The 18,905-nt window shown below is 37.1% G+C and carries 12 protein-coding genes and 5 pseudogenes; 8 read left to right on the forward strand and 9 right to left on the reverse strand.

Features of this window, described 5'->3' with window-relative positions:
- Positions 1–327 (reverse strand): annotated as a pseudogene (locus B2008_RS06245) (RNA-guided endonuclease TnpB family protein); the annotation flags it as partial.
- Complete coding sequence (locus B2008_RS06250; protein ID WP_286822618.1) at positions 327–932, reverse strand: IS607 family transposase; 606 nt, start codon at positions 930–932, stop codon at positions 327–329. The pseudogene B2008_RS06245 and the gene B2008_RS06250, both read right to left, overlap by 1 nt.
- Before the next feature lie 163 nt (positions 933–1,095).
- On the opposite strand from B2008_RS06250, the pseudogene B2008_RS06255 reads away from it, so the two are divergent.
- A pseudogene (locus tag B2008_RS06255) lies at positions 1,096–2,568 on the forward strand (MDR family MFS transporter).
- Positions 2,568–3,104, forward strand: a pseudogene (locus B2008_RS06260) (DUF4811 domain-containing protein). The pseudogenes B2008_RS06255 and B2008_RS06260 overlap by 1 nt, the downstream one beginning before the upstream one ends.
- Before the next feature lie 62 nt (positions 3,105–3,166).
- Here the strand turns inward: B2008_RS06260 and B2008_RS06265 are convergent.
- Complete coding sequence (locus B2008_RS06265; protein ID WP_281828146.1) at positions 3,167–6,439, reverse strand: DEAD/DEAH box helicase; 3,273 nt, start codon at positions 6,437–6,439, stop codon at positions 3,167–3,169.
- Between the two features lie 221 nt (positions 6,440–6,660).
- Here B2008_RS06265 and B2008_RS06270 point away from each other — a divergent pair.
- The 3 genes and pseudogenes from B2008_RS06270 (at position 6,661) to B2008_RS06280 (ending at position 9,762) form a co-directional block, all read left to right on the forward strand.
- A pseudogene (locus B2008_RS06270) lies at positions 6,661–7,215 on the forward strand (ECF-type riboflavin transporter substrate-binding protein).
- A gap of 14 nt (positions 7,216–7,229) precedes the next feature.
- A complete protein-coding gene (locus tag B2008_RS06275; RefSeq protein WP_281828148.1) occupies positions 7,230–8,939 on the forward strand; it encodes an ABC transporter ATP-binding protein in 1,710 nt (569 codons plus the stop codon).
- Positions 8,932–9,762 carry an energy-coupling factor transporter transmembrane component T family protein gene (locus B2008_RS06280; protein ID WP_281828150.1) on the forward strand — a complete coding sequence of 277 codons (831 nt, stop codon included), beginning with the start codon at positions 8,932–8,934 and terminating at the stop codon, positions 9,760–9,762. Before B2008_RS06275 ends, B2008_RS06280 begins: the two co-directional genes overlap by 8 nt.
- Positions 9,763–9,800: 38 nt before the next feature.
- Here B2008_RS06280 and B2008_RS06285 read toward each other — a convergent pair whose 3' ends face one another.
- The 5 genes from B2008_RS06285 to B2008_RS06305 form a co-directional block, all read right to left on the reverse strand.
- Positions 9,801–10,091: a hypothetical protein gene (locus B2008_RS06285; protein WP_281828152.1), complete on the reverse strand. Its 291-nt coding sequence runs from the start codon at positions 10,089–10,091 to the stop codon at positions 9,801–9,803.
- Entirely contained in the window at positions 10,088–10,549 is a 462-nt protein-coding gene (locus tag B2008_RS06290; RefSeq protein ID WP_281828154.1) for a serine hydrolase, read from the reverse strand. Before B2008_RS06290 ends, B2008_RS06285 begins: the two co-directional genes overlap by 4 nt.
- 42 nt (positions 10,550–10,591) lie before the next feature.
- Positions 10,592–10,915 carry a hypothetical protein gene (locus B2008_RS06295; protein WP_281828156.1) on the reverse strand — a complete coding sequence of 108 codons (324 nt, stop codon included), beginning with the start codon at positions 10,913–10,915 and terminating at the stop codon, positions 10,592–10,594.
- Positions 10,916–11,010: 95 nt separating this feature from the next.
- Complete coding sequence (locus B2008_RS06300; protein WP_281828157.1) at positions 11,011–12,975, reverse strand: hypothetical protein; 1,965 nt, start codon at positions 12,973–12,975, stop codon at positions 11,011–11,013.
- Positions 12,976–13,188: 213 nt separating this feature from the next.
- The gene (locus B2008_RS06305; RefSeq protein WP_281828159.1) at positions 13,189–14,325 is read right to left on the reverse strand and encodes a sterol carrier protein domain-containing protein; all 1,137 of its coding nucleotides are present in this window, start codon (positions 14,323–14,325) and stop codon (positions 13,189–13,191) included.
- 360 nt (positions 14,326–14,685) lie between these two features.
- On the opposite strand from B2008_RS06305, the gene B2008_RS06310 reads away from it, so the two are divergent.
- From B2008_RS06310 to B2008_RS06320, 3 genes are all read left to right on the forward strand, one after another.
- Positions 14,686–15,483, forward strand: coding sequence for a ParA family protein (locus B2008_RS06310; protein WP_281828160.1), 798 nt, complete (start codon positions 14,686–14,688; stop codon positions 15,481–15,483).
- Between the two features lie 299 nt (positions 15,484–15,782).
- Entirely contained in the window at positions 15,783–16,073 is a 291-nt protein-coding gene (locus B2008_RS06315) for a hypothetical protein (protein WP_281828162.1), read from the forward strand.
- Between the two features lie 1,241 nt (positions 16,074–17,314).
- Positions 17,315–18,583, forward strand: coding sequence for a replication initiation protein (locus B2008_RS06320; protein ID WP_281828164.1), 1,269 nt, complete (start codon positions 17,315–17,317; stop codon positions 18,581–18,583).
- 76 nt (positions 18,584–18,659) lie between these two features.
- Here the strand turns inward: B2008_RS06320 and B2008_RS06325 are convergent.
- Positions 18,660–18,836, reverse strand: a pseudogene (locus B2008_RS06325) (transposase); the annotation flags it as partial.
- Positions 18,837–18,905 lie beyond the last annotated feature (69 nt).

Genomic DNA, 18,905 nt, shown 5'->3' on the forward strand with positions numbered 1-18,905 from the left:
AATGATCCATGCAAACCAGACGGTCATGACTTCTCTTAAAGTCTGCTGGGCGGACTGAACGTAGCCCATTTTGCGGTAGGGCATGTTCTCTTTGGCGTTGCAGCGGTTTTTAAACATGGCAGTCAGCTTGCCAAAATAGAAATATGCGTGTTTAAAGAAACCGTGCCGGACATCGTAAAGCGCGCGGTTGTATAAATTATGAGCCTGCGCAGATATATCATCCAAAACAGGCGTAGCAGGGATAATATATTCGCTGGCAAGCTGAGCGTATTGGTCTTTATTGCGAGGGGGCTGTTTCTTCTTTCTGCATCTCTTTTGCTTAGCCATTACTTGCCCTCCTTTCTTTTCAGTGTTTCTTCAATCAGCTTTCTTTTCGCTCTGCGATGCGAGTATTCTCGCATTGAAAAGCATTGGAGCAGGCTGATGATTTCTTCAAACAGCTCTTGCTCATCGGTTTTAGGATTCATTTCATCATAAATGGTTTCGATTTTGGTCGAATAGTTTTTGAATAAGTGTTCAAACAACTCAAAACCGACTCTGCTTAAGCGATCCTGATGAGTAATAATTACTCGCTCTACTTTACCCTCTAAGACCAAATCCAGCATTTTAAAAAATTGCTTGCGGTTTTTAAAAGAAATACCGCTGGCAATATCAGAATAGGCATTATCGACATGATAGCCTTTGCTTAATGCATAATCCTTTAACTCCTGCATTTGATTGGCTAGGTCGTTTTTTTGCTTATAAGTAGAGACCCGACCGTACAAGACGGTTTGTCTTGGCTCATGTTTGTTTTTAAAAAGCCAAACAGACTCCTCATCGTAATCAAACTGATTAGTAGCTTTTCTGGTAGCCTTAATGATGCCTTTTCTTTGGTATCTTCTTAAAGTAGACCGACTGATTTGAAGTATTTCCATCACTTTATCGGCTTCCATTATCTCGCCTCCTTGCCTATTATTATATCATATGTGGTCTAAGAATAAAGAAATAAAAAGAAAAATGTCACATTATTTATCCAAAATAAATAATGTGACTAGATTTATACTTTATTTTCTAACCATGTTAACAGTTTTTACAATGAGTAAAGGAGGACAAAGCATGAATAAACAACCTGTTGACATTCATGACAAAAAATACAATCGAAACTTGCTTGTATTAGTGCTGATCATCGGCTCATTCTGTACAGTTCTAAATAGTACCCTGCTTTCAACCGCACTTCCTTCAATTATGAAAGATTTCAACATTAGTACGGCGACCGCAGAATGGCTTTCAACTGCCTTCTTGCTGGTTAACGGCATTATGATTCCAATTTCTGCTTAGTTAATCAATCGTTTCGGTTCTAGAAAAATGTATCTGACAGCAATGGCAATTTTCTTCATCGGAACAGTTACTGCGGCCGTTGCGCCTAACTTCGGCACCTTGCTTGCCGGAAGAATCATTCAAGGCTTAGGTGTTGGTGTTACCATGCCGCTGCTTCAGACGATTATGCTTTCCATTTTCCCAGCTGACAAGCGTGGGGCTGCCATGGGAACCGTCGGAATCGTTATTGGTCTGGCACCCGCCATTGGCCCAACGCTTTCCGGTTTGATCATCGACAATTTATCATGGCGCTACCTTTTCAGCATTATCGCACCAATTGCCGGCATCGTCTTGGTACTAGCATTTTTCTTAGTTAAAGACGTGCTGCCAACCAAAGAAGAAAAAATCGACATTGTTTCCGTTGCTACTTCTACTATTGGATTTGGTTCACTCCTATACGGTTTCTCAGAAGCTGGAAATAAAGGCTGGCCCAATCCTGGAATTTTAGCCTTCATCGGATTCGGAATTATCTTCATTATTCTATTTGGCATTCGTCAGCTTAAAATGTATGATCCCTTCCTGGACATCACCGTTTTCAAGCATTTTGAATTCTCACTGGCCGCTATTCTTTCAGGTGTTACCTACCTTGCTATGGTCGGAATTGAAATGGTGCTTCCGCTTTACATTCAAAACTTACGAGGTGAATCAGCCTTCCATTCAGGTTTGATTTTATTACCCGGGGCATTGATGCTTTGAGTTATGTCACCAATTACTGGTAGAATTTTCGATCGCTATGGTGCCAGAAAGATGGCTATCACCGGTATGACATTGCTAACGCTTGATACAATTCCATTTGTTTTCTTAACCGAAAACAGCTCATTCTTGATGATTATTATTCTTTATGCAATCAGAACGATTGGTGTTGCCCCCGTTATGATGAACGTTACTACTTCCGGTATGAACTCTCTCCCACTAGATAAGATTTCACACGGAACCGCAGTTAACAATACTTTCAGACAAGTCTTGTCATCAATCGGTACTGCCATTTTGGTTTCTGTTTTGACAACAACTACCACCAACAATATGCCGGCAAAATCAATGCTTAAGACTTTGCCATTGCAATACAAGAGCGGTGCAATCAATGCCACATTGGATGGTTTCCACGCTGCTTTTGCAATTAGTATCGTCTTTGCTTTGATCGCACTTGTTCTTTCATTCTTCTTGAAAAAAGGCAACCGAGCTCGTGAACGTGCAGAGGAGGTAAATGGTTAATGATTTTAATTATTCTGATTTTGGCAGTCATTGCTTTCATCTACCTTAACGTCATCCCTAAAAAGGGCCATACCCCTCTCGCTTGGCTTTCACTAATTATCGCTGTGCTCTGTGTTGTAGGGATCGTTGAACATGACTACTACAATCATTTTGGTATGAAAGCCTAAACGACCACGGTCAAGAAAGATTTAGTATCCTCCGCATCCCCAAAATTGCCCATCCTTCTTTATCAACCATTAGGCAATGTCGCGGAAAAGGTTTATTTATACAAAACCAATAATGCGGACAAAAAGCCTACGCCAACCAAGACTGATAAAACAATTTCAAAGGTAGTTAAGAATGCATCGAGCGCTAGCGTTACAGTTACAGCTAACCGTTATGTCTTCAATAACGGTCTTGATGCGTTCTTATTTGGCTGGTTCGGCCATAATAATGAAATCAAGAGTCGAAAATATATTTTCTCAGTACCAAAGACTTGGCAAGTTCTATCAGTAAAGCAGGCTAAGGCACTAGCAAAGCAGCAAACGAAAAAATAAAATCCATTTCCCGGGAAATTACAAAACCAAAAAAAAGGCATTGCCACACAGCAATGTCTTTTTTATCTTTCCAAAATATTCAGCAAATCTGCGCGATCTAGCGTACTTGAGCCAAAGTCTTCGCCACTTAAGACTTCATCAGCGAGTTTTTCCTTGCGTTCTTGCAATTCCACGATTTTTTCTTCAATCGTTCCTTTGGCTACCATCTTATAGATCTGGACATTATGTTTCTGTCCGATTCTGTGGGCCCGGTCAGTAGCCTGATTTTCCGCTGCTACGTTCCACCATGGATCATAATGGATTACAACATCGGCACTTGTTAGATTAATACCCGTACCTCCAGCCTTCAATGAAATCAAAAAGATGGCCGGATGGTCCAATTTATTAAACTGCTTGATCAATTCTTGGCGCTTTTGCTTTGGCGTTGAGCCAGTGATTACGAAAGTTACAATTTTAGCTTGCTTAAGTTTTTGTTCAATTAGCTCAAGCATTGAAGTGAATTGCGAAAACAGCAGGATCTTGTGTCCATCCGCAATTGAGTCTTCAATCAATTCCATTGTTGCAGCCAGTTTAGCCGACTTGCCACGATAATCTTCATACAAAAGATGCGGATCACAACAGAGTTCACGCAGTTTTGTGATTGCCGCCAGGACTTGGAATCTTTGCTTCTTGAAATATTTATCATCCTGCTTATTCAACTGGGCAATCAATTTTTGCGTTTGGGCTTGATACAATTCATCCTGTCTTCCAGACAATTTTGCGTAAATCACTTGTTCATCCTTTTCAGGCAAATCTTTCAGCACATCTTTCTTTAGCCGGCGCAAAACAAATGGCGCAATAATCTGACTTAGCTGCTTTTCCTTCTTTTTATCTTCATCTTTGACGATCGGCTTTTCGTAATTGCTTCTGAAGCATTCATACTCACCCAAAAAGCCAGGCATCAAGTAGTCAAAAATACTCCACAATTCGCTCAAATTATTTTCAATTGGCGTGCCTGTCAAAGCCAAACGATGTCGAGCATTAATGATCTTAACTGCTTTTGAAATTGCGGCCTTAGCATTTTTGATATTTTGCGCTTCATCGATGACTTCAAGATCAAAGCCAATTTTTTCATACAATTTCAGATCCCGCTTTAAGGAATCATAGGAGGTAATTAAAACCTGATCGGTTACCCTTTCCAGCTGTTCACGCCGCTCCTTTTTACTTCCGCCCAAAACAATCGTTTCGAGTTCAGGTGCAAATTTCTTAATCTCGGCTTCCCAGTTATAAACAACTGAGGCAGGCACCACGATTAAGCTTGGCAGCTTGGTCTTTGCTTTACGAGCAAGCAAGACGGAAATTACCTGTAGCGTTTTGCCCAGACCCATTTCATCTGCTAAAAGTCCGCCCAAGTTATAATCCAGCAAAGTCGTCATCCACTGGTAGCCTTTGACCTGATATGGCCGCAATACCTTCTTTAATGAAGCCGGAATTTTGTTTTTCTTCACCTTTCCCTGCTCCAGATCGGCAATCAAGCGATCAAACTCATCATTACTGGTGAATTGCAGACTATCGCGTTTTTCGAGCATTTTTTCGAGGTAAAAAGCACGATAAGCAGGTACGACCATTTTCCCTTTAACAAACTGCTTTAAGCTGATCCCCAGGTTCTTCATAATCAAAGAAAGATCTTCCAGGGAAGGCGAGTCCAGATTCTTCATTTGCCCATTGCGCAACATGAAGTAATGCCGCTTTTGCTGGTAGGCATTTAAAATTGCCTGAATATCCTCTGCTGCCAATTTTTCACCGGAAACAGTCAAATCAAGCGTATTCTCACCCAGTCGAATCCCTAAACTGACATTAAACTTGGTCTTCAAATTGCCTAACAGCCGTTTAAAAGCAGCGGTGGCCTTCACCTGCCCTGCTTTCTTCAGCTGGTTAATGCCATCGTCAAAGAAAGCATCGATCCGGTCACTGGCATCAATTGCCAGGCTGTATTTCTGCTGCTCCTTGTCAAAGGTAAAACCTTGCTCTTCAATTAACTGCTTTGCAGCCTTTTCTTTTTCAAATTCACGTTCCGTCTCATCATTGGCCTTTTGCTCTAATTGATACTCTTTTTCACCGTATTTCGCTACTGGAGTACAAATAATTTCCTTATCTTGAAAGTCTAGGTTAAAAATAATTTCTGCTTCAGGCGGCAGCGTATCGACCAGCTTTTTCATCCCCGTCACAGAAAAATTGCCGCTCTTTTTGATTTTAGGCAAAATCTTGTGGCCCAACGTCTGCAAAGTTTGCGCACCAAAAGTGAGCTCATCGCCCATATGCAGGCCATAACGTTTCAAAAATATTGGATCAACATTTTCATATTTGGTCCAGCTGTCCATCCAAAAGTAGTAAAATGCCTGATTTCCTTCGATTAAATTGTCCATCTCATATGATGGCACCAGATAATCGATCTTAATTCTTGCAGTCTCATTTTCTGTATCAGTGCGAATCTTGAATTGCAATCGATCCTGACTGACGCGATAATCAATCGGACGATTGTCATGATAAAGCGTAACGCCACGCGCCATCAGTTGATCGATTTGATCTGCTAAACTTTCATTAATCGGTAATTCTTTAAAGGCACGCAGAGAAAAATCATCGCGTGCAATCTGTACGGTTTCATCGTGATCAATAATGCTCTCAATCAGGCGGTACCAAGCTAAACTGTCATCATCAAAGTCATCTATTTCAACCGTTCGATTGAAGTATTTTCCTAATTCCAATTTGTGGTGATCGCGCACACTATCGACTAAGCCAGGCAAACTCTGCAGCTTATACAAGTGCGAATCCTGACCAATTTTAAAAGTTAAAACGGGAAGGCCGCTGTAGCTGCCTGGATCAAACTGTGCCCGCAATTTAACCGGCAGCCTATTTTCGTCTTCAGCAAAATGATTAAGCACGATGCGCGCCGAAGAATTGGTATTTTCAGTAGGATTTTCAATCATGAAGTAATACAAAAATTCGATCAATGCGACAATTTTGAAAGCATCGGTCGAAAAGTTGCGAATCATGGAGTTAACGGTGATCTTTTCGACTTTTTGTCTGCTAAATTCGATTTTAACCTCAAAATGCAAAAAGCCATTGGCAAGGTGCAAATCAAATAAGAACTTTCCTTGTTTCAGCGGGCTAAAATCATGATCTTGAACGCTTAATTGTTCTTTAAGAACGCTGGCCTCTTGGTATTGGCTGGCAGTGAATTGTTTATCATCTATTATCTTTAGAGGATTATCATCCAGTTGCGTATTTTGCAGCTCGTCTAAAAAATCTGGGTTAAGATAATCAATTAATTTTTCTTTCTTATCAAAATCGGCCATTGCTCCAACTCCTCGTTTTCAATCATTAACTACTATTATCCCAATTTTTAGCCGATAGAGGAAATATTTTTAACTAAAAGTAAGCGATTATAGAATCCACACAATACATTCATAAGCAAAGCAAATGTGCGCATTTTAGCTTGACAGTGAGCTTATATGAGTCTTTAATTAAAATTGTTAATCATACATTTGGTTTTTTCAACTTTTACGAGGTGTATTTAATGAATCAAAAAGGTCTATCAGTTAAAAGTGTAGTTGCCATTGGGATTGGTGCTGCGATCTATGTAATTTTGGCTCGTTTTACTTCTATTCCAACTGGTATTCCCAACACTAATATTTAAATTGTTTATCCATTTTTGGCATTGCTAGCAACGATTTACGGACCAATCGTTGGTTTCAGTGTTGGTTTTATCGGTCACGCATTGAGTGACTTCTTAATGTATGGTCAAACTTGGTGGAGCTGGGTTCTTGCCACAGCCATTCTTGGATTAATCATTGGTTTGTACGGCAGAAAACTCGACTTGGAGCATGGGGTTTTCACAGGAAAGCAAATGTTCTTCTTCAACCTCATCCAATTAATTGCCAACTTGATCAGCTACGTAGTAATTGCGCCAATCGGCGACATCCTGATTTACAGTGAACCTGCAAACAAGGTTTTCCTTCAAGGCGCAACTGCTACTGCTACCGACTTCATTGCAATCCTAATCTTAGGTACGATTTTGCTTAAAGCATACGCTGCAACGAAAGTTAAGAAAGGTAGTTTACACAAAGATTAATTAAAGGAATTTACATGAATAAGCCTATCATTCAATTTAAGGATTTCAGCTTTAAATACGACAGTCAAGCTGATCCAACTTTGAAGCACATCAACTTAGAGATCAATCCTGGTGAAAAGATTCTCTTAGCTGGTCCTTCAGGAAGTGGGAAATCGACAATTGGCCGTTGCTTAAACGGGCTGATTCCTAATGTGGATCATGGCGAACTCAAAGGGACTTGCTTAGTAAATGGTAAAGATATTACCAAAGCAAGCCTTTTTGATTTGTCATTTACCACTTCAACAATTTTGCAGGATTCAGACAGTCAGTTCATCGGAATGACGGTTGGTGAAGACATTGCTTTTTCTCTTGAAAATGATTGTTTCACACGTGAAACAATGCATCAAAATGTCGACCGCTGGGCCACCGAATTAAAGCTCAAGGACTTGTTAAAGCAAGCTCCACAGACCTTATCCGGCGGACAAAAGCAAATGGTCGCTTTAGCCGGAGTTTTGGTTGATGAATCGCCTATTTTACTGTTTGATGAGCCATTAGCAAACTTGGATCCAGCTACTGGATTAAAAACCATTCAATTAATTGACCAAATTCAAAAAGAAGTAAACGCAACGGTCATTATTATCGAGCACCGAATTGAAGAAGTGCTAGCAAGACACGTCGACCGCATCGTGTTAATTAGCGATGGTGAAATCATTGCCGACAAAGCGCCAAACGCCTTGCTTCACCAAGATCTGCTAGAATCCGTTGGCGTTCGCAGTCCTTTATACATCAAGGCTCTCGAAAAGGCTGACGTGGATCTCAAGCAGCTGCTCGATATTTCTTCAATTGACGCTTTGCCTGAAGAAAAGAATATCGCTGAAAAATTGCAATCTTGGGAAAATAAGCAAGTGCCTCCTAAGCAGAAGACTGAAAAACAGCCTTTGTTAACTTTGAAGAATGTTGGCCACCGCTACAACAAATTGCAAAAGCATCCCCTACACGACGTCAATTTAACCATCAACCAGGGCGATTTTGTTTCAATTGTTGGTCAAAACGGCGCCGGTAAGACAACTTTATGCCGCATTATTTGTGGTTTTATCGAAAACGAGGGACAAGCCTTTTTCAAGGATCAGAACTTAGCTGGCCTCTCAATTAAAGAGCGTGCTGAAAAAATCGGCTACGTCATGCAGGACCCCAACCAGATGATTTCGCAAAAAATGATTTTCGACGAAGTAGCTTTAGGATTGCGCCTGCGCAACGTACCTGAAGAAGAGATCAAAGATCGCGTTTACCAAACATTAAAGGTTTGCGGCCTGTATGCCTTTCGCAATTGGCCAATTTCTGCGCTTTCTTTTGGTCAAAAAAAGCGGGTCACAATTGCATCGATTCTGGTCTTAGAACCTGAATTAATAATTTTGGACGAACCCACCGCAGGTCAAGATTGGAAAACCTACACCGATATCATGAACTTCTTGCGTGAACTAAATCAGCGCGGCAAAACCATCATGATCGTCACTCACGATATGCACTTAATGCTTGAATACAGCAAGCGCAGCCTTGCCTTTGCCAATGGTCAATTGATCGCTGATACGAAGCCAATTGATTTGCTCACAAACGCTGATTTAGTCAAAGAAGCATCACTCAAGCGGACAAGCCTGTTCGAATTGGCAAAACACTACAATTTGACTGATCCGAATGCTTTCGTCCAAGCATATATTGATTCTGAGGAGGCCAGCCAACATGCATGATGATAAAATTTTAGGTTACCAGCCTGGCAACTCCTTTATCCACCATTTGAATGCCACAACCAAGCTGATTTTTCTGATCTTGGTTTCAATTGCCTGCATGGTCACTTATGACACCAGATTTTTAGCCGTCATTTGTCTTTTCTCATTGATTTGCCTAAAAATCGCAGGCATCAAATGGAAACAAGTTTCATTCGTAGTTAATTTCATTATTGTTTTTGCCATTATCAACATCATTGCGGTCTTCATTTTCCAGCCTACTTATGGTCAGAATCTGTATCAAACCAAGCATGTGCTGATTAGTGCTGGCTATTTCACTGTCACCCAGGAAGAATTATTCTACTTGCTAAACGTGATTTTGAAATATATTTGTTCCATTCCATTAGTGCTGCTGTTCTTGCTAACGACTAATCCGAGCCAATTTGCATCCAGTTTGAATAAAATTGGCGTCAGTTATAAGATCGCGTACGCGGTATCGCTAGCTTTGCGCTACATTCCGACTGTGCAGACCGATTACTGGGAAATTTCTGCTGCTCAGCAGGCCCGTGGTAATGAATTGTCGAAAAAGGCCCATCTAGGCAAGAGAATCAAGGGTACCTTGAACATCGTTATGCCGTTGATTTTCTCAAGTCTTGACCGAATCGATATCATCAGTACGGCCATGCAGCTGAGACGCTTTGGCTCTAAGAAAAAGCGGACCTGGTACGTTTACGAGCCATTCCAGCTTAAAGATTATTTGGTAACGGCATTAGCATTCATTCTGGTGCTAGTCGTGGTTGTCCTTTGGCACGTCAACAGCGGCCGCTTCTTTAACCCATTTAGATAAAAATAAAAGTCTTCATGAAACCAATCATGAAGGCTTTTTTACTTGCTCAAAAATGTTCCGGACTTGATGTGTTTCAAAATGCGATAGCCGATTGCCTTGTTGCGACTGGTACCATCTTTTGTTTGATTCAAAAACATGACGATGCCATTCTGATTATCGCTGGTCAATTGGACCCAGTTGCCAAAATAAGTGTTATGCACATTGCCGTAGGCCAGCTTCAGCTGACCGCCGTTTTTGATATACATCCCACTAGAATAGGTTGATTCTTTTTCCGGCAAATGAGTTAGTTCATAAAATTGCTTTGCCGTTAAGATTTGACCATCGTTCATTCCTGCCAGAATTTTGTAAAAATTACTTGGCGTTGAATATAAATTTCCTGCTCCTGGAACCTGGGACAGTTGGTTCCTGGAAGCACCCTGTGCATTGAAATAATTAAATCGATTCCACAATAATGTATATGAAATAGTGCTTGGCGATTCCGTGAAAAATTATTGCTCGTGAAAGTATGACTCAAATTCAGTGGCCGCGCGATCCTGCTTTCAATATTGGCAGAATAAGAACTACCCGTTGTCTTGCGAATAATGCCCGCAAGCAAGACAAAACTGACATTATTGTAATTCCACTTTCCTACTTTTTTCTCCGTATTTTTCGTGACATGCTTTACGACCCAATTAATTGCAGCTGCTTCTGAGTAGCTTTTGTTGCGTGGCTGCTCAGTATTTGGAATATCAATCCCTGAGGTATGCGTCAACAAGTTGCCAACCGTAATTTGATTAGCATTTCTCATTTTTGGATACCAATGAGAAATTGGCGTCGATGTGCTAAATTTTCATTGATCGATTAATTGCTGAATAATGGCATCAGTCACGATTTTTTGAATAGAACCAGTGGGATACACAATTCTGCTATTGCCATTTGAAATTCTTTTGCTATGAATGGCATCGCCATAGCTGATTTGCTGCGTTTCACCATTCTTAATCACTTCAACCGAACCATAAGCATGATAATGAGCTAACGTTTTTCTAACAAAAGAGCGCATTTCGCTGCGATTATAGCTGGCCGCATGAGTCAGTGTTGATGTTGTAGCAGCTTCACAGCATAAAAATACTCCTCCAGTCAAGATAAGCAGTCTTTTAAACAATTTTATTTTCATTTGTTTTCTCTCCCTTTTTATTCACTTGTTAAGACTACCATGACTAGAAAGTTCTGCAATAAAAAATCCTGAGAAATCTTCCCCAGGATCTATTTTTATTTAAAAACTACGTTCTTTGCAGGTACCCATGCATTCTTCACATGAACAAACAATTGCTTGTTGATCTTTTTAATACCTTTTACTGTGATCTTTTGCTTAGCAGCGAGTTGTTTTTTAGTCTTTTTACCTTCTTTAGTATATAAATTTGTCTTTTTGTTTTTAACGTGAATAGCAGTGGCTTTATCAAGCTTAATTTCGTGCTGGTCAATTAGCTTAAGTAGTTTTTTAAGTCTCACAGATTGCCATTTTGAGCCAATTAGAGCATAAATCTTACCCTTTTTGGTCTTAATTTGACTAACTGATGTCTTTTTCTTCTTTTGAGTCGGCTTTTGGGTGTTTTTGACAGCAGCTGTTGTTTGATCTGCTTCTGACTTAACCAGCAATCTAATCAAAATGTGAGCCAATGAGTTTGGCTTTTCAGCTGTTTTTTGTTTTTCTTTTTGCCAGTCTGTCTGCGTACTTGCATCTTTCTGCTCAGTTTTATTTGGAATCTTAATATCAGTCTGAGTGCCATCTTCAGTTTGCGCACCACCATTAGAAGTTGGAGTTCCTTCTTTTCCTTGGTCTTTCTGCTTAATTAATTCTTCATATTGCTCAATCAAGGCCTTATTTGTATCAATCTCTTTATTCCAATAATTTTGAGCAGCCTGCCAAGCCTTGATTCTGTTCAGCTGCTCATCAAGCGATTGGTTATGAACCGCGATTTCTTGATTATGAGTCTGAATCTTTTCTTCTAGAGCGGAAATCTTATCTAACTGTGATTGCTTGCTCGCCTGCACTTTAAGCAAGTTGTTATTAGCGGCTTCGTAGTCTGATTTCTTTTGCTTTACTTGTTGTTCATTTGAATTAATTTGAATATCGAATTGAGCAAAGACTTGCTCGTTTTCTGCAATTTCACTAGTTAATTTATCAATTTGGGCTAATAAATCACTGTTTGCTTGCTCTGTATCCTTTATTCCCTGTTCCAATTCAGCTTTCTTGCCTTTGAATTCATCTAATTCAGCTTTATGATTTTCTTCCCATTTTGCAATAGCAGCTTTATTTTTATTAATCAATCTCAAGTAATTTTTTCTGTCTAATGGAAAATTGCCTCTAAAAAATTCAAAATTAGCTTTCTCTTTTACCGTTCTTTTAATTTGTTCCTCAAGTGCAGTGAGTTGTTGCTTTTTATCTTTTAATTCAGCTGCCTGGTCATCAGAAAATTTATCTTGCAGAATTTTTTCTAAAACAGCAATTTCATTGTTAAGTGTTGTTTTTTCTTGCACATACTTTTCTAAATTCTTCTTTCGTTTCGCAATTTCGGCCTCATTTTTTTCTTCAGCCGCATCCACTCCAGAGTATAAACTTTCAGACATTTCCAATAGTCTCAAAAAATTTTCGTATTCTTCATCTGTTGGCTTTTTCTTTTCTAGTTCTGCAAGCTTCTCTTTTGCTTTATCAACTGCTTCTTTCTTGCCTTCTACTTTGTCTTTTGCCTCTTTTAGCATCTGCTTGGATGAAGTTAGATTCTCATTGGCCTTTTTCTCTTTAGAAATAATTACATCAAGTTCGATCTCAATTGTCTCTTTGTCATGCTTTTTTGCATCCAATAAAGTTTGAGCATCTTTTTCTGATTTTTCTAAAACTTCCAATTCTTCAGTAGCCTTATTTTTGTCTTCTTGTGCATCGGCAAGCTCATCCTTTGCATTGGCTAATTTATCCTGCAGCTTTTTCAAATCTTCTTTAGCATTCTTTATAAGTTCATCGTGATGATTAATTTGATCAATTAATTTTGCAATTTTTTCTTTCTTTTCAGCAATTAACTTTTCTAATGAATCTACTGAATTATCAATAGAAACATTTTCCTTATTATTTTTTTCGGAAGCTTTCACAGTTGGGCTTCCTGCTGCTAGAAAGGCACCTGCTAAAGCTGCTGATGCAAACAAAGTAGCAAATTTTTTCTTTTTAGTGTAATTAAACATAGTACAATCTCCTATACTTTTTTATTTTTATGTCTCTATGTTTTAATTACGTAAAAATTTTGAATTTTACCGAAATATTTTCAAATTTTTTCGAAGAAGTAGCATTCTATTTAGAAATAGATTTAGAAATAGATATATAAATATATTTATACTTAAAATTATACAAATAGCATATTATTATCTTTATGCAGATATCAATATGCTTATTTATTATTAATAATTTTCATAAAACGAAATTGTGCCTTTTACGAAGTCATTGTCAGGATGCTTCTTACCCCTGATTTCTCCGTATTTTATAGCTTTTTCCAAAGATAGTTCGCCGATCAAAACTTTTGTCCAAGCAGAAATACTTCCAGAGTAATCTGGCTTTTCTGTAGTCTTAATTACCTTCACTTTTTTGTCGTCAAAATCAACTTTCCACCTGTTGTTATTCCATGGGCAAATATTATCATCAGTAACTTCAACTACAAAATATTTTTGATAGATTGGCACCATAAAAGATAATATTTTTTCAAAATCAATAATTCTCGACATCAAATGTGGAATAACTTTGATTGATAATTCTTCCTCTTCTGAAAAGAAATCTTCTAATCGACTTTTAACCGGCATAAAAATACGATATTTGGTTTGCGGAGTCCCAATTTGAGCCAAACAGCCAAGAAGACTCTGCAGTCCTTCACCAGAAGTTGCAAACATTTCTTCAACCACAATCGTATCTCCCTTTTGGCGGAAAAACATATAAGACTGCGGTAATCCAATTCTACCGAAAAAGACTGCAAGCTTTCTATTTGGATGAGTTCTTTGAACCAGATTCCACCACCAATATGGTCTGTTCATAGTATTACGTTCAATATTGCTGTGAAGCGGAACCTCATATAATTGAGCAGCACCGTTTTGGATGATTAAATCTGACCAATAACCACACTTTACTTTTCCAGAAATTGGAATTTTTTTGTTTTTAATTGCATCAAAATTAAACTCATATTTTTTGCGATAGACTGTATGAACAAAATCTTGTTTTTCAAAGAACTTCTCATGTTCTGTGTGAATATTCACATAAGGGATTTCTTTGTCATGCAATTCGTTGAAAATATCCTTAATATCACTCTTACACTCTTCAACATTAATAGCCCGACTTAGAACTGCCATTTTGGTCCTTTCAGTAAAAACACGGCTATCAAAAATGTTCAACAGGATTGCATGTTTGACTTTGTCATTTTCATCTATATCGCCATATACTTCACCATAATGATAAAAAGATTTTAGATTGGGGTCAGATCCAATACCCTTTTCCTTTTCTATATTAGATGAAAATTGCTTTAATATACGATCTGTTTTCTCCAGTTTCATACTTCAATTCTAGCATTAATTAGGGCCTTGATAAACATTTAAGTTTAATTATTTTCTAACATAAAAAGGCTAGAAATATGTTTCTATATATGTTTCTAATGAGGCCTGTATGTATTAATCTAAATCTATGTATATTAATACATATATTCTATATTTTAGTGCTAATAATAAAGCAGTTTATTGTCACTTGATCATTATTAAATCAGCTTTTATAGCAAGCCATATTATATTTATATGTATCTTTATCTTTGCACTTCTATTTATTTTTATGCTGGATAATTATTAAAATCATTTATATCTCTTATTTTTGATCTATGGTATTATTTAAATGAAATGATTTTAAAAGAAGGACGATGAAATATGAAAATTGTATCTTTTGCTGCTATTAAAGGTGGTGTTGGCAAGACCACTCTCTCCTACAATTTTGGTGAATGGTTAGCCAAGCAAGGCAAAAAAATTCTTTTCATTGATTTAGACCATCAATGCAATTTAAGTCAAACTTATGAAGTTTATGGAGATCAAAAAATTGGAACCGTTGCTAATATCTTTCTTCGAAAAGACAATGTAACAATTAATCATGTTAAAAAGAATATTGATTTAATTGCAGGTAATATGCACCTAGATGATATTGAAACCAATATCGAAAACATGACCAATAAGAATATGCGCTTATACATGTGGCTTAACAATAATTACGATAAATATGACTTAGGTCATTATGATTACATTATCATTGACTGCCACCCAGACTTCTCTACTGCTACAAAGAATGCAATTATAGTAAGTCATGATATTATCAGCCCTATTACTCCAAGTAAACACGGTTTTGATGCAAAATTTAACTTGCAAGATCGGATTGATGAATTAAGAAAAGAAGCTATTGAATTTAGCACTGGAGAAAGTTATGTAACAGCCAAGCTTTATTTTGTAGCAAATCTTATAAAAAGAAATACTTCATCATCAAATGAAATGCTTGAAAGTATCAAAGACGATCCTTCAGTAATTGCAGTTATCCCTGAAAAGGAATTATTCAACCGTTCTAATTTAGATGAAACACCTGTAGTTTATATGAAGGACGATACAAGAACTTACAACAGAAACTACAATTTCTTCCAAGAATTCGATAAAACATTTAAGCAGATTGAAGATAAATTATAATGTAAATGAGGATGATGTATCCTCTTTTTTTATGTCTTTTTCCTCATCATTGCTGGCATAGTGAATTACTTATAAATATACGTATCTTTATGTTTTTATATGTACTACTAAATATACTTCTATGTAGAATTGCTTGTATTAATCTATTGCTACTGTTATGTATATGGCTTCTTATCAATATAATGCTATGCTATGGTCTATTAATAAATGTTTTATATATTAAAGAAATTAATATAGTTGCAAATATAATTATAATTGTGTGTATAATAGAGTAATGATAAATCAATGGAGGTAATTTTATGGCTTTTAATGGACCAAAGAAGAATGCTTTTGAAAATACGAAACAAACTCACGAAAAAATGACAGAAGCTTTGAACAATAAACCTGAAGTTGAACAAACTACTCAACCACCTGTAGTAACTTATTCAATGCCAACTAAAACACCTATTCAAAAAGAAAAAGTAAAACCATTCACTTTTACATTGAAACCAAGTAATAGAAAAGCTTTAAACAGAATTGCTAAAAGACATGGTTTTTCATCAACTAGTGCTTTTCTCGATGAATGGATAGAATCAAACAAAGACGCTTAATTAATTTTATTGGAACACATTTTGTGTTTTTTTTTTATTTTTTTTGCAGTAATACATGATTTTTGTGTTTTACTGCTTTTTTTATTTTTGTTTTCTCTGTGTAAGGTCTTTTAAAACCATTTATTATAATCCTTTTAATTAACCCTTTAATCCCCTTTAGCAAACTTAGAAAGCTTACGCATTACTGGGATTACAAAGTTAAAAAACGACGTCTCATGGATAGAATAAAACGTAATATTTCTTTGTGAGAGTTATATTACCAAGGTTAATCAAGGTTGCTTAAAAGAATTAATAAGAGTGACGTTGTATGGAGCATAAAAATGCTGAAAAACTGGCAAAAACATTAATACATCAGGCGTTTATTCTAATTTTAATAACAGTGACATATCGTGGATTACTTAAACGACTCATTGTGGAGTTAAGGGTGACGTCCTATGGATGTGGATTTTTCACTGTTTTTAATAAGAGTGACATTGTGTGGAGAATACTTATCCACAGGGCTTTTAAAAGATTTTTACTATTAATAGTGACATCTTATGGAGTAAGGAATATATGCTTCTTCTAAATGAATAAAGGTGACGCTTTATGGACATTAGATATTGTAGTAAATACTTAGTTTTCTTAAGAAATTACGGATATCTTGTAAACACTAGACCGGGTGTATCATCAGGAATAAGAGTGTCACGCCATGGAGCTTTTATTATGAAGTCAAAGGTAGAAAAATGCGTTTTTAATAGTATTTATGGCTAATTTCTAGATTTTGCTCCATACGGCGTCACCTTTTATAAAAGTCGAATATATTTTAATAAGGGTGACATCTCATGGAGTATTTTTTGTTTTTACCTTAAAACTTTGTTCTAAACCACAATATCTTGAATGAAAGCTTAAAAAGATCGCAGAAAAGGCTATAAAAACACTATATCTTGTAGTCAAATATTGATTTTACAATAACAGCGACGTCATATGGAGATGATTTTTTAGTCTGAATAAAAGTGACGTCTTGTGGAGGTAAAATATTTAATTTAAATAAGAGTGACGCTTCATGGAGATATAAAAACGACGCAATATGGAGCTAATAAATAAGAGTGACGTCATATGGAACGAATTTTAATAAGGGTGACGCCGTATGGAGCAAATTTACTCAAAACTGTTGTGAGTACTCTGAAATTGCTATATAGTAACTCTAAATAAAAAGGAACGACGTCTTAATTGATAAAAGTCATTAACTGGAGTGAGCAAAGATGTCAATAAGAAAAAGACCAGTTCAAAAAATCATAAAAATTGATAATCGATTTAATGATGACCCTATTTTTGAACCAATTGATAGTTTGCCAGAAATTAACAGCAATATATTTTGGCTTATTGCTGCGCAAGTGAAGGATCAAGGCGGTAACAGAATTACCCTTTCACCTGATCAAATTAAGCGTGAAGTTGGCTATAATAGCCATATTTCCAACAAGCAAATAGCTAAAAATGTTGATGAAACTTTCTCTAGATTACTGACAATTCAGCTCTCAAAAGAAGAAAAAGATGAAAAAACCGGACACACCAACAAAATTCGGGAAAACATCTTTAAACGATCAGTTGTAGATACTGATACTTTAGAGACCAGTGTTGAGGTTAGTGATAGCTTTTTGTACTTGTTCAACCACTTGGAGCACTGGACACGCTTCTCAATTACCCAATATGTTCGTTTGCATTCTAACTACTCACGCAAGCTTTTCCGTTTGCTGAAGCAATGGAGAACCGTGGGACGCAAAGAGTATAAAATCGACGACTTCAGAAAACGTCTGCAAATTCCAAAATCTTATCGGCCAACTGATATTGATCGTAGAGTTTTGACTTTGTGTAAAGAGGAACTTTGTGCAAACTTTCAGAACTTTAAGATCACCAAGAACTATCGTAAAGGTGTCAGAGGACGTAAATTAGAATCATATATCTTTACTTGGGTGCCTGAAAAGAACAATCAACAGGACGTTTATTACGATAGTAGCATCGAAGATACTAATTCAGTCTTCTATATCAAGTCCAATCCTTACATGAACGAGAAGGAGAAATTTAGGGCTCTGGATCGTTTTTACGGCTTTACCCTTGGTACTAGCCAGAAGGAATATAAGAGCGGCCATTTGCACTCTTATTTCTTGCCAAACAAGCTTCATAAAAGTCAAAGACGTACAGCTTTCCACAGATCTGATTTAAAGTCATTAGCGCAATATAAACACGCTCAGTTTGCTCAATTGTTGGCTGTTTATAAAGAAGTTAACAAGAAGGGCTTTTTGACACCAGAAGACAAAGAAGATATGGCTTTGCTCAAGATGGGCTATGAAAAGTCTGAAAAGGATCGTGAACGCGATCAAAGAGCAGAAAGGGAAAGACTTAAAGCACTTGAAAATAATGCTCGAGATTTACAAGCGAGAAGAGATAATGGTCATTACTCAATTGATTTTTCAAGAGCTGGTCAAGATTTAAGTGACAGTTTATTTTTATTTGATCCTGATAATTATCAATAAAAGTTGAAAATAAATTTAAAGATTAAAGGCTCTTTGTCAATTCCTGTTGATGAAGAGCAAAGTTTAAGGATCAAGCAATTAATAAATTGCTTGATCCTTTTTCTTTGACTTTGTTTTCTTCCAGTCTGATTCTTGTTAAGAGATTAATAAAATCAGAATAACCAAAGGCAGTTCGCTCAATTTGTTTCATCTTGCGGTTTAAGCCTGCTAGCGAGCCATTGGAATAGCTTGACTGTGCGCCATTCAACACGGCCTTTCACTTAAGCTTTGCCGTTAAACCTGTTTTATCCCTGATACCGCCGCCCGATACTTTTGGGTATAG

Source organism: Lactobacillus sp. UBA5813, from assembly GCF_002417895.1.
Lineage (GTDB): Bacteria > Bacillota > Bacilli > Lactobacillales > Lactobacillaceae > Lactobacillus > Lactobacillus amylolyticus.

What these genes read in the sequence shown, in the direction of transcription:
- B2008_RS06305 (WP_281828159.1), bottom strand. Translation starts at nt 14,325, where the DNA reads ATGAAACTGGAGAAAACAGATCGTATATTAAAGCAATTTTCATCTAAT.
- B2008_RS06285 (WP_281828152.1), bottom strand. Translation starts at nt 10,091, where the DNA reads ATGAACGATGGTCAAATCTTAACGGCAAAGCAATTTTATGAACTAACT.
- B2008_RS06290 (WP_281828154.1), bottom strand. Translation starts at nt 10,549, where the DNA reads ATGAGAAATGCTAATCAAATTACGGTTGGCAACTTGTTGACGCATACC.
- B2008_RS06265 (WP_281828146.1), bottom strand. Translation starts at nt 6,439, where the DNA reads ATGGCCGATTTTGATAAGAAAGAAAAATTAATTGATTATCTTAACCCA.
- B2008_RS06275 (WP_281828148.1), top strand. Translation starts at nt 7,230, where the DNA reads ATGAATAAGCCTATCATTCAATTTAAGGATTTCAGCTTTAAATACGAC.
- B2008_RS06310 (WP_281828160.1), top strand. Translation starts at nt 14,686, where the DNA reads ATGAAAATTGTATCTTTTGCTGCTATTAAAGGTGGTGTTGGCAAGACC.
- B2008_RS06315 (WP_281828162.1), top strand. Translation starts at nt 15,783, where the DNA reads ATGGCTTTTAATGGACCAAAGAAGAATGCTTTTGAAAATACGAAACAA.
- B2008_RS06280 (WP_281828150.1), top strand. Translation starts at nt 8,932, where the DNA reads ATGCATGATGATAAAATTTTAGGTTACCAGCCTGGCAACTCCTTTATC.
- B2008_RS06300 (WP_281828157.1), bottom strand. Translation starts at nt 12,975, where the DNA reads ATGTTTAATTACACTAAAAAGAAAAAATTTGCTACTTTGTTTGCATCA.
- B2008_RS06250 (WP_286822618.1), bottom strand. Translation starts at nt 932, where the DNA reads ATGGAAGCCGATAAAGTGATGGAAATACTTCAAATCAGTCGGTCTACT.
- B2008_RS06295 (WP_281828156.1), bottom strand. Translation starts at nt 10,915, where the DNA reads ATGAAAATAAAATTGTTTAAAAGACTGCTTATCTTGACTGGAGGAGTA.
- B2008_RS06320 (WP_281828164.1), top strand. Translation starts at nt 17,315, where the DNA reads ATGTCAATAAGAAAAAGACCAGTTCAAAAAATCATAAAAATTGATAAT.